7 protein-coding genes are annotated in these 11,016 nt (G+C 62.7%); 2 read left to right on the forward strand and 5 right to left on the reverse strand.

The window, feature by feature from the left end; genetic code table 11:
- Positions 1 to 795, reverse strand: a 795-nt coding sequence (gene ku / locus J6524_RS26935; protein WP_225676219.1) for a non-homologous end joining protein Ku, incomplete at its 3' end; no start/stop codon positions are given.
- A 102-nt stretch (positions 796 to 897) separates the two neighbouring features.
- Between ku and ligD the strand changes: the two genes are divergently transcribed.
- Positions 898 to 3,558 carry a DNA ligase D gene (gene ligD / locus J6524_RS26940; protein WP_225676221.1) on the forward strand — a complete coding sequence of 887 codons (2,661 nt, stop codon included), beginning with the start codon at positions 898 to 900 and terminating at the stop codon, positions 3,556 to 3,558.
- A gap of 196 nt (positions 3,559 to 3,754) precedes the next feature.
- Here ligD and J6524_RS26945 read toward each other — a convergent pair whose 3' ends face one another.
- Positions 3,755 to 3,919 (reverse strand): DUF3309 family protein, encoded by a 165-nt coding sequence (locus J6524_RS26945; protein WP_065727178.1) that lies wholly within the window; start codon positions 3,917 to 3,919, stop codon positions 3,755 to 3,757.
- A gap of 166 nt (positions 3,920 to 4,085) precedes the next feature.
- On the opposite strand from J6524_RS26945, the gene J6524_RS26950 reads away from it, so the two are divergent.
- Complete coding sequence (locus tag J6524_RS26950; RefSeq protein WP_225676223.1) at positions 4,086 to 4,394, forward strand: polyhydroxyalkanoic acid system family protein; 309 nt, start codon at positions 4,086 to 4,088, stop codon at positions 4,392 to 4,394.
- Here J6524_RS26950 and treY read toward each other — a convergent pair.
- From treY to glgX, 3 genes are read right to left on the reverse strand one after another with little or no spacing between them, the layout of a single operon-like run.
- The gene (gene treY, locus J6524_RS26955) at positions 4,381 to 7,185 is read right to left on the reverse strand and encodes a malto-oligosyltrehalose synthase (protein ID WP_225676225.1); all 2,805 of its coding nucleotides are present in this window, start codon (positions 7,183 to 7,185) and stop codon (positions 4,381 to 4,383) included. The genes J6524_RS26950 and treY overlap by 14 nt on opposite strands.
- A gap of 4 nt (positions 7,186 to 7,189) precedes the next feature.
- The gene (gene treZ / locus J6524_RS26960; RefSeq protein WP_225676227.1) at positions 7,190 to 8,941 is read right to left on the reverse strand and encodes a malto-oligosyltrehalose trehalohydrolase; all 1,752 of its coding nucleotides are present in this window, start codon (positions 8,939 to 8,941) and stop codon (positions 7,190 to 7,192) included.
- A complete protein-coding gene (gene glgX / locus J6524_RS26965; protein WP_225676229.1) occupies positions 8,938 to 11,013 on the reverse strand; it encodes a glycogen debranching protein GlgX in 2,076 nt (691 codons plus the stop codon). Before glgX ends, treZ begins: the two co-directional genes overlap by 4 nt.
- Between the last annotated feature and the right edge of the window lie 3 nt (positions 11,014 to 11,016).

The raw sequence follows: 11,016 nt of genomic DNA on the forward strand, positions 1-11,016 counted from the left end.
CCGCCGCTTCGTCGTTCCCTTGCCCTTCAGGCTCGCCTTCAGCGCGTCCATCAGGTTGATGACGTTGTCGGGCCTTTCTTCAGGCTCAGGCACCTTGAGCGGCTTACCGGAGGCCTTGCGCCGCACCAGCGCCTTCAGCGCGTCCTCATATTCGTCCTTGAACTTCGAGGGATCGAAATGCGCCGCCATCTTATGCAGGATATGTCCTGCGAGCTCGACCATGTCCTTGGTGATCTTCGGCGTCTTGATGCCCTCGAAATAGTCCTCCTCGTCGCGCAGCTCGTAGGGGTAGCGCAGCGTGGTGCCGAGCAGCCCCTTGCCCAGCGGCTCGATCGCCATAACGTGCTCGCGATTGGTCAGAACGATGCGCGCCAGCGCAACCCGGTCCTCATCCTTCATGGCGTCGCGGATCACGGCGAAGGCGTCCACCGCGGCCTTGCCGTCGGGCGCGATGTAATAGGGGTGATTGTAATAGCGCTTGTCGATCTCATCCCGCGGCACAAAACTGTCGATCTCGATGGTATGATTGCTCTCGATCTGGACCGCCTCGAGTTCCTCCTTTTCGATCTCGACATACTGCCCCTTCTTCAACTCATAGCCGCGGCCTTTCTGGTCGCTCTCGACGACCTCGCCGGTTTCGGCATCGATCATCTGCTGCTTCAGCCGGTTGCCGGTTTCCTTGTTGATCATGTGAAAGCGGGTTTTCTCGACTGATGTCGAGGCCGGATACAGCACCACCGGACATGACACCAAGGAGAGTTTCAGCGAGCCTTTCCAATAGGCGCGGGGGGCCATTGATGATCTCCGGCAAAGGTTGGGTTTGGGAACTTCAACGGTTAGTATGGGTTTTCGTTCCTGATACCGCCCGGCGAGCGGGCGTAATGGTCGAGGTTTGCCGTGGCGTTGAAGAAACTCAGCACGTATCGCAAGAAGCGCGATTTCGCCAAGACGGCCGAGCCCTCCGGCGACGTCAAGGTCGCGCCGGCCGCGCGTCGGCGTTTCGTGATCCAGAAGCATGACGCAACGCGCCTGCACTATGACCTGCGGCTGGAATTCGACGGTGTTTTCAAGTCCTGGGCTGTCACCAAGGGACCCTCGCTCGATCCGGATGACAAACGACTCGCGGTCGAGGTCGAGGACCACCCGCTCGATTACGGCGATTTCGAAGGCACCATTCCCGAAGATCAGTATGGCGGCGGCACGGTGATGCTGTGGGATCGCGGATACTGGGAATCCGATGATCCCGAGCGCGGCTTCAAGAAGGGCGACCTGAAGTTCACCCTACATGGCAGCAAGCTCCATGGAAGCTGGGTACTCGTGCGCATGCGCGGCGACCGCTACGGCGGCAAGCGCACCAACTGGCTCCTGATCAAGCACCGCGACGAATTCGCCAGGGAAGGCGAGGCCAACGACATTCTGGAAGAAGACCGCTCCGTCGCATCGGGCCGAACGATGGACCAGATCGCGCAAGGCAAGGGCAGAGCGCCAAAGCCGTTCATGCTGGCCACGAAGGCGAAGGCCAACGCGGTCTGGCACTCGAACCGGGGCGATGCCGCCGAGGCGCGCGCCACCCGGAAGACGGCAGCGCTGCGCGCCACGCCGGAGACCAGGACCCGCACACCGGCGCCGGCGGCAAAGCCAAAGAAAGTCGCCGCGATGCCGGATTTTGTCGCGCCGCAACTGTGCATCGTGGTGGAGCGTCCGCCGGGTGGAGAGGGCTGGTGCCATGAGATCAAGTTCGACGGTTACCGCGTGCAATTGCGCGTCGAGGATGGCAACGCCGTTCTCAATACACGCAAAGGTCTGGACTGGACCGACAAGTTCAAGTCGATCGCCGAGGAAGCGACATCGCTTCCCGATGTGCTGATCGATGGCGAGATCGTCGCACTCGATCACAATGGCGCGCCCAGTTTCTCCACCCTGCAGGCGGCGCTGTCGGATGGCGACAGCGAAAGCCTGATCTTCTATGCGTTCGACCTGTTATTCGCCGATGGCGAAGATCTCCGCAACCTGCCGCTTGGCGAGCGCAAGGCGCGGCTGAAGAAACTCCTGGAAGCGAAGGGCAAGGAAAAGCAGATCCGCTATGTCGAGCATTTCGAAAGCGGCGGCGATGCCGTTCTGCAATCGGCCTGTAAGCTCGAGCTGGAAGGCGTCGTCTCCAAGAAGCTCGACGCGCCCTATCGCTCCGGTCGATCGGAGAGTTGGACCAAGGCGAAATGCCGGGCCGGCCACGAGGTGGTGCTGGGTGGTTGGAAGACCACCAACGGAAAATTCCGCTCGTTGATGGCAGGTGTCTATCGCGGCGACCATCTCGCGTTCGTTGGTATGGTCGGGACCGGGTTTGGACAGGACAAGGTCCGCCGCATCATGCCGGCGCTGAAAGCGGCGGCCTCCGACAAGAACCCGTTCGGCGGCAAGAACGCCCCGAAGAAAACCCGTGACGTGCATTGGCTGAAGCCCGAACTGGTCGCCGAGATCGAATTTGCAGGCTTCACGGCGGATGGAAACATCCGCCAGGCCGCGTTCAAGGGCCTGCGGCAGGACAAACCGGCCGAGGAAGTGGAAGCGGAAACGCCTTCGACGAGAGGCATCGCACAGCCGAAGCCTGGCAAGGGCAAGGCAGTCACGGCGCGCGCGAAGCCGGCCACCAACAAGACCGTCGAGGTCATGGGCGTCGTGATCTCCAAGCCCGACAAGGCGCTGTGGCCCGATGCCGGGGATGGCGAGGGCGTTACCAAGCTCGACCTCGCGCAATATTATGAAGCGGTCGGCGAATGGATGATCGAGCACATCAAGGGTCGTCCATGCTCGATCGTTCGCGCGCCTGACGGCATTCATGGCGAAAGATTTTTCCAGCGCCACGCCATGCCGGGCGCGTCCAATCTGTTCGAATTGGCCAAAGTTTCAGGCGACCGCAAACCCTATCTGCAGATCGACCGGATCGAAGGATTGGCAGCGGTGGCGCAGATCGGAGGCCTTGAGTTGCATCCCTGGAATTGCGCGCCCGACGCCTATGATACGCCGGGCCGGCTGGTATTCGATCTCGACCCCGCGCCGAACGTAGACTTCTCCGACGTCATCGAGGCGGCCAAGGATATGCGCCAACGGCTGACCGCCGTTGGCCTCGAAAGCTTCTGCAAGACCACCGGCGGAAAGGGCCTGCACGTCGTCACCCCGCTACTCCACGGCGCCCGGGACAAGGTCTCCTGGAAGGAGGCCAAGGCATTCGCGCAAGGAATTTGCCAGTGGATGGCGAATGATGATCCCGAGCGCTACCTGCTCAACATGTCGAAGAAGCTGCGCAAGGGAAAGATCTTCCTCGACTATCTCCGCAACGACCGGATGTCGACGGCGGTCGCCGCGCTGTCACCGCGTACGCGCGAGGGCGCCACCGTCTCGATGCCGCTGACCTGGACGCAGGTGCGCGGCGATCTCGACCCGAAGAAGTACACGGTCCGCACCGTGCCGGCGCTGCTAAGCAAGACGAAAGCGTGGGATGGTTACGAGGATGCGGCGGCGTCGATCAAGGCGGCGATGAAGAAGCTGGCTTCAATGTAGAGGGTGGGCAAAGCGAAGCGTGCCTACCATGGGCCGAAGGTGAGCACGGAGCGCTCGTCTTTCTCCTTTGTCATACCCCGCGAAGGCGGTATCCAGTACGCCGCGGCTTCTCGATTGATTACGAACGGCTCTGGAATACTGGATCACCCGCTTTCGCGGGTGATGACAGTCTTCGTGCGGCATAGAATGCTTCCGATTATATCTTCCCAAGCAGCAGCAGGATCAGCAGGATGACGATCACAAGGCCCAATCCGCCACCGCCATAATAGCCGGTGCCGTAGAATGGACCGCCACCGATACCGCTGAAGCCGCCGAGCAGGGCGATGATGAGAATGATCAGGATGATGGTGCCGATAGACATTAAGCTCTCCTCAGCCCGAACGGGGCATTTTGTATGCTCTGCCCTTCACCGGGACCAACAACCGTGATTCAGCTAAGTTCCGTTTTGCGCTGCCATAATCACCGCGCCTCTTCCTTTCGAACCGCCAGCAATTACATGCGCTTAAGATGAGGAGAGGATTCCTGCGATGACCAAGCCGCTGGTGGTTTCCATCCCGCATAGCCTTGGACGCGAAGAGGCGATGCGTCGGCTGAAGACGGGATTATCGCGCGCCGCTTCCAGCGTGCCGGTGTTGAGCGTCGATGAGGAACGCTGGGAAGACAATCGCATGATCTTCCGCGTGCGCGCTCTCGGACAGGCGGCCGCGGGCCATGTTGACGTCGCCGAGGATCATGTGCAGGTGGAAGTGGTGCTGCCATGGCTGTTGCAGCGCTTTGCCGAAGCAGCCCAGGCCGCGATCCAGAGCCGCGGCAAGCTGCTACTCACGAAGAAATAGGCGCCAGACGCTCGCGTTTCCGCGCCGGCCTCACCGCGCCATTGAACCTGGCCTTCAGCGCGCCGACCGGCAGATGCGACAGCAGGTCGGAGAGGCGCAATTGCGTGGCATCGGCGTCGGCAAAGCCTTCGACCGCATAGCCGCCGACGTTCAGCGTGGCGTCATAAGTCTCCGGGTGAGGCCAATGCCTGCCGCCATCGGTAAACGGCACAAACCAGCGCGTGACGACGACAATCGCCGCGTCACGGCCGCGCCGCCGCGCGAACGCGATGAAATGATCGGCCTGCGGCCCGCTCACTTGCAAGGGCTCATAGTCGCCGTTCGCGAAGACATCGGCGATCTCGGTCCGAAGCCTGAGCAGATACCGCGTCCAGGCGAGCTTCAGATGACCGCTCTGCCATTTCTCAACAAGGCGATCCCAGTCTGGATGCTTGAGGGCATCGAGGCGGCCGGCACGCTCGGCAAAATCGACCGGCCGTCGGTTGTCGGGATCAACCAGTGAAAAGTCCCAGAGCTCGGTGCCCTGATAAAAGTCCGGCACGCCCGGCATGGTCGTCTTCAGCGTGATTTGGCTTAGCGAATTCAAGGCGCCCAAGAGCGACAGCCGCAGCGCCAGCGTTTGCAGGGAAGCTAGGAATTCGCCCGAGAGCGAAGGATCAAGTATTTTCGCGATGAAATTCTTGACGCCGGCCTCATAGGCTGCGTGCGGGTTGAGCCAGCTCGTTTCCTCCTTGCCCTCGCGCGCGGCCTTTAGCGCATATTCCTGCATCCTTTCCACGAACGACGCATCGTCGGACTGCCATGCGCCGAGCAGCGCCTGATACAGCATGTATTCGAATGTCGCTGACGGTGCGCGTAGACCGCCGTCGACCAATAGATGCGATGCGTTGAGCAGCTTCCACCGCGCCACGGCGCTGGTCCATTCGCCAGGGATCTCCGAAAGCGCCATGATGCGCGCACGCGCATCCTCTCCCCGCTTGGTGTCATGTGTCGCGGTGGCGGTCATGCCATGCGGCCATTCCCTGGAACGGGTCCGCATCCTTTCATGGAAATCGTCGACCGATAGCGCCTTTGCCGCGGGATCGCCACCGACCTCATTGACGGCGAGCAGGCGGTGATAGCGGTAGAATGTCGTATCCTCCAGCGACTTTGCCATCATCGGCCCGGTGAACTGCTGCACCTTCAATGCAAACCGGCGCACCCGCGGCGCGCTGTGGTGCGCGCGGCCGGGCTTGATCAGGTCCATGGTCAGCGTGTCGCGGAGGAAATCGAAGATGCCGTCATCAGCGGCGAACCAGTCGGCGCGCGCCCGCTCTATCGTCTCCGAGATCAGTTGGCGATCATGCTGAGATGGGCCTGACGATGTCAGATAGGTGCGGTAGACCGGGAAATGCAGCACATAGAGTTCGAGCGCTTGCCGCAGGCTGTCGGCGGAGTAGTCGCGGGTGGAGTAATGCCCGTTGGCGATCCGCGCCAGAAGGCGCGTCAGTACCGTGAACTCGCTGGTCAAGAGCGTTTCCAATACACGGCGCTTGGCCTCCAGGAGAATCGGTTCGAGCTGCGGCGAGCGATTGCTGATTTGCCGCCAGATCTCGTCGAGCGGCTCCAGGCCACGGCCATCGATCAGCACATGGGTGATCGTGTTCATCCATTCATAGCCGGTGGTGCCGTGAACGCCGGCGAACGAGGGAAGCTTCTCCCCTTCGCCGAGAATTTTTTCGATTACCACATAGAAGAGTCGGTCGTGGCCGCCATGCGCATCTCGGACCAGCCGGCGCAGGCGCTGGAAATACTGAACGGGATCGCGCAGGCCATCAATGTGATCGAGCCGCAGTCCCTGTAGCTTGCCCTCGGCTATCAGCCGCTTGACCAGACGGTGGATCGCCCCGAACGTGCCGGCGTCCTCGACGCGCAAGCCCGCCAGGGAGTTGATGTCGAAGAACCGCCGGTAGTTGACGTCGCTGGAGGCGAGCCGCCAATGGCCGAGTTTGTAGTGCTGGCGTTCGAGCAGATGGTGAAGTGCCAGTGTTGCCGTGGGGCGGTCCATGCCGGCACGGTAGGCATCGAGTCCTTGCGCAATGATATCTGCCGCTCCGAAGATGCCCTTCAGTTCGGCCTTGAAGCCGGGCGCTTCCTTGCGGTTAGGGCGTCGCGGTCCCTGATAGCGAAGCGCCAGCGCAAGCATAGCCTTGCCGGGCGCGCTTTCCTCCGCGCCTGCTTCCTTGACGACCATGCGCAAGATTTCGCCGTAACGTTCCGGCGCGATCGGTAGCCGGTGCTCGTAATACCAGGCCGAAAAACTGCCTTCGCCCGCGTCATAGCGCAGCTCGATCTCGCCGCTCTCCAGCGCTTGCCCATAGGACGAGCCGATGATCGGCAGCAATACACCGCCGCGGGCCCGATAGGGCAATTGCTCCCAGTCGATGTCGAAGGAGGCGGCATGCGGCGAGGCGGGGCCCCATTCCAGCATGTCGAGCCACCATGGATTATCGGCACAGTGCACGCCGACATGGTTGGGCACGAAATCCAGGATCAGCCCGAGATCGTGCTGCCGCAGCACGGCGCTGAGCCGCTCGAAGCCGGCTTCGCCGCCGAGCTCCGGATTGAACTCGGCATGGTCAGTGACGTCATAGCCATGCGTGCTGCCCTTGCGGGCGCGCATGAAAGGGGAGGTATAGAGGTGCGTGATACCGAGCGCCTTCAGATAGGGCACCACGGAAGCGGCGGCGTCGAAATCGAAATCAGCCGATAGTTGCAGGCGGTAGGTCGCGATCGGGATCGCCGGGGGCATTTTCCTATCCGAGGCGCCAGTGCACCGACCATGGCGGGACGCTAGCGACCAACTCGCTACCCCAGATCAGGGTTCCCGCACGTTCGCCATGGCTAATGGCCTCTTCCGACAGGTTGGCGGCGAGGCGAAGCGCCGTGCCGTCGCCCATGCGCCAGTTGGCAGTAAGCAATCCAGTGCTAGATGCCTCCGCCCTGCCAAAAGCTACGCCCGCCAGCCGTGGCACAATTTCCCGCCGCCTGATCTGCAACAGTTCTCGCACCATCGTCAGGCGTTTGCTTCCCGCCGGCGCGTCGCGGCCGTCCCAATCGAGAACGGCTGAATCGCGGGTCGAAGCGGCAAGCGCGTCGGGGACCTCATCGCCGTATTCGGCATAGGCCCAGGCCAGTTCGACGCGGCGGCCCTTGCGGACCGCGTCGGCAAGATCGCCGCCGAAATCGCAGAAGAACGGGAAGGGGACGGTCGAACCCCATTCCTCGCCCATGAACAGCATGGGAATGTGAGGCGCGATCAGCAGCACCTGAAGCGCCGCCTCGACCATCCGTGCGTCGGCGTTGCCTTCGAGCCGGTCGCCCAGCGCGCGATTGCCGATCTGGTCGTGGTTCTGCAGGAAGTTGATGAAGGCGGTCGGCGCCAGATGTCCGCTCGGCTCGCCGCGCTTGACGCCGCGAAACGCCGATGGCTCGCCCTGATAGACGAATCCGGATGACAGCGAGCGGGCGATGTCCGATCTCGGCGAGCGCTGATAGTCGCCGTAATAGCCCTGCTTCTCGCCGGTCATCAGCACCCGCCACGCGTGGTGATAATCGTCGTTCCACTGCGCGCGGTATTTGCCTTGCGGTGGATCCTGGACGGGGTCGAGGAGGCTAGCGCGATTGTCGCCGTTCTCCAGCACGAGGTGAATCTGCCGGCCAGTTTCCGCGGCGAGCCGTCCGGCGGCAGCGCTGATGTCGTGCAGCAGCGACAGCCCGCCCGGCTCGACGATCGAGTTGACGGCATCGAGCCGCAGACCGTCGAAGCGGTAGTGGCGCAGCCAGTGTACGGCATTCTCGATCGCAAAGGCGCGGACTTCCCTCACGCGATAGTCGATAGCTTTGCCCCAGGGCGTATGGGCATCGGTGAAGAAGGACGGCGCATAGCGGCCGAGATAATTTCCCTCGGGGCCGAAATGGTTGTAGACGACGTCGAGCAGCACCATCAGTCCGCGCAGGTGCGCTTCGTCGATCAACGTCCTGAGATCGTCGGGCCGCCCATAGGCGCTGTCCGGCGCATACCATAGCACGCCGTCATAGCCCCAGTTTCGCGAGCCCGCGAAATCCGCCAGCGGCATCAATTCCAGCGCGGTGATGCCGGTCTCGACAAGATGATCTAGTCTCTCGATCATCGCGCGATACGTGCCTTCCTTGGTGAAGGTGCCGACATGCGCCTCGACGATGACCGCCTCATGCCACGGTCGCCCGCGCCAGTTCGTGGCGCGCCACGAATAGGCGTCGTGGTCGATCACTTCGCTCGGGCCGAACACGTCATCGGGCTGGAACGCCGACGCCGGGTCCGGCACATCGATGTCGTCGTCGATGCGGAATCTGTAGCGCGCGCCCGCCTTCACGCCGGCGATGTCAGCCGTGAACCAGCCATCCTCGCCGCGCCTCATCGGGTGAGGCTGTTCCAGCATCACCTCGACGCGCTTTGCTGCCGGCGCCCACAGCCGAAACCGCGTGCCATAGTCTGCGAGCGATGGGCCGAATTGACGGTCATTCATGCTGTGCCTGCAAAGGCAAGCACCGACCGCGGCGGCGCGCTGGTTTCGGCGCCCGACGCGAACGCGGCGGAGGTCTGCACGGCCTCGGTCGTGTTCAGCACCGGCTGCCAATTCTTGTACTCGGGTATTTTGGGCAAGGTGAAAGCGATCTCTTCGGGTGCGGCGTTCAGCACGATAAAGATCGGCAGCTGGCCTTGTTCCAATGGGCCCAGCACGTAGGCGAGAAATCGTCCCTCCGGGAAATTCCAGTCGGATTCCTGCATCTCCTCGGCCGCGGGCGTCAGCCACAGCACGCCGAAGGAGCCGTCCTTGCGTCGTCCGGAGAGCCAGCGCTGAGAGCGCAGTTGAGGAAAGCGCCGGCGCAGCGCGGTCATGTGGCCGACGAAGTCGGTGAGGTCGTCGCCGGGCTTGCCGAGATTGTCCCAGTTGACCCAGCCGATCTCGTTGTCCTGGCAATAGGCGTTGTTGTTGCCGTTCTGCGAATTGCCGACCTCGTCGCCGGCCAGCAGCAGGGGCGTGCCTTGCGCGAGGAACAGGCAGGCGAGCTGGTTCTTGCGGAGCTGCCGGCGCAGCGCGACGATCGCAGCGTCCGTGGTCGGTCCCTCATGGCCGCAATTATTGCTGTGGTTGTCGTTAGAGCCGTCGCGATTGTCCTCGCCGTTGGCTTCGTTGTGCTTCTCGTTGTAGCTGAACAGATCGGCCAGCGTGAAACCGTCATGCACGGTGATATGATTGATGCTGGCCCGCGTCGCACGGTTGTCGTGGTGGAATAGATCGGACGAGGCGGTCATGCGGCGCGATACTTCGCCGATCAGGCTGCCTTCGCCGCTCCAGTAGCGGCGCATCGCGCTGCGATAGCGGTCGTTCCATTCCGACCATTGCGAGGGAAACGCGCCGACCTGATAGCCGCCGAGGCCGAGGTCCCAGGGCTCGGCGACGAGCTTGACGTTGGCCAGCACCGGGTCCTGTCGCACGGCGGTGAGAAACGAGGAGTTGCGATCAAAACCGTTCGGTCCCCGCGCCAGCGTGGTGGCGAGATCGAAGCGGAAGCCGTCGACGTGACAGACCTCGACCCAGTAGCGAAGCGAATCCATCACCATCTGCAGCACGCGCGGATGGCTCAGGTTGACGGAGCTGCCGCAGCCGGTGAAGTCGTCGTAGTAGCGCGGATTGTCCCTGCTGAGCCAGTAATAGGACGCGTTATCGATGCCGCGGAAGCACAGCGTCGGGCCGAGATGATTGCCTTCGGCGGTGTGGTTATAGACCACATCGAGCATCACCTCGATGCCGGCGTCGTGCAACCGCGCCACCGTGGTGCGGAACGCGTCCAGCGCGTTGTCCTGCGCATAGCGCGGCTCCGGCGCGAAGAACGCCAGCGTGTTGTAACCCCAGTAGTTTGCAAGCTTCCGTTCTACCAGCGCGCGATCGTCGATCAGCCCGTGGATCGGCAACAGTTCGATGGTGGTGACGCCGAGCCGCTTGAGGTGGTCGATCATCGCTGGCGAGCACAGCCCGCCATAGGTGCCGCGCCAAGCGGGTCCTACGTCGCCGCGCTTTTGCGTCAGCCCCTTGACGTGGGCCTCGTAGATGATGGTGTCTTCCCAGGGAATGTTCGGCCGGATCTCGCGGCGGCCCCAGTTGAAGGTCTCGTCGATCACGACCGCCTTCGGCATGCCGCGGGCGTTGTCGCGGCGGTCGAAGGAAAGGTCCTCACGCGCGCTGCCGGTCCGGTAGCCGAAATGCGCATCGCTCCACACCAGGCGGCCGGCGAGCCGCTTGGCATAGGGATCGAGCAGCAGCTTGTTGGCGTTGAAGCGGTGCCCGCGTTCGGGCGCATAGGGGCCATGGACGCGATAACCATAGAGCTGCCCGGGCGAGACATCGTTGAGATAGCCGTGCCAGACATCCTCGTTGCGCTCGGGCAATTCGATTCGCTCGATTTCGCGGCGGCCCTGACCGTCGAACAGGCAAAGCTCGACCTTCTCTGCATTGGCTGAGAACAACGCAAAGTTGGTGCCCCTTCCGTCCCAGCTTGCTCCGAGGCGGGCGGGGCTTCCCGCGGACAATCGCATGCG

Origin of the sequence: Bradyrhizobium hereditatis, assembly GCF_020329435.1 — a bacterium.
In the GTDB taxonomy this organism is placed as follows: Bacteria; Pseudomonadota; Alphaproteobacteria; order Rhizobiales; family Xanthobacteraceae; genus Bradyrhizobium; species Bradyrhizobium hereditatis.

Coding starts and splice junctions, on each gene's coding strand:
- J6524_RS26945 (WP_065727178.1), bottom strand. CDS start 3,919: ATGTCTATCGGCACCATCATCCTGATCATTCTCATCATCGCCCTGCTC.
- J6524_RS26950 (WP_225676223.1), top strand. CDS start 4,086: ATGACCAAGCCGCTGGTGGTTTCCATCCCGCATAGCCTTGGACGCGAA.
- treY (WP_225676225.1), bottom strand. CDS start 7,185: ATGCCCCCGGCGATCCCGATCGCGACCTACCGCCTGCAACTATCGGCT.
- treZ (WP_225676227.1), bottom strand. CDS start 8,941: ATGAATGACCGTCAATTCGGCCCATCGCTCGCAGACTATGGCACGCGG.
- glgX (WP_225676229.1), bottom strand. CDS start 11,013: ATGCGATTGTCCGCGGGAAGCCCCGCCCGCCTCGGAGCAAGCTGGGAC.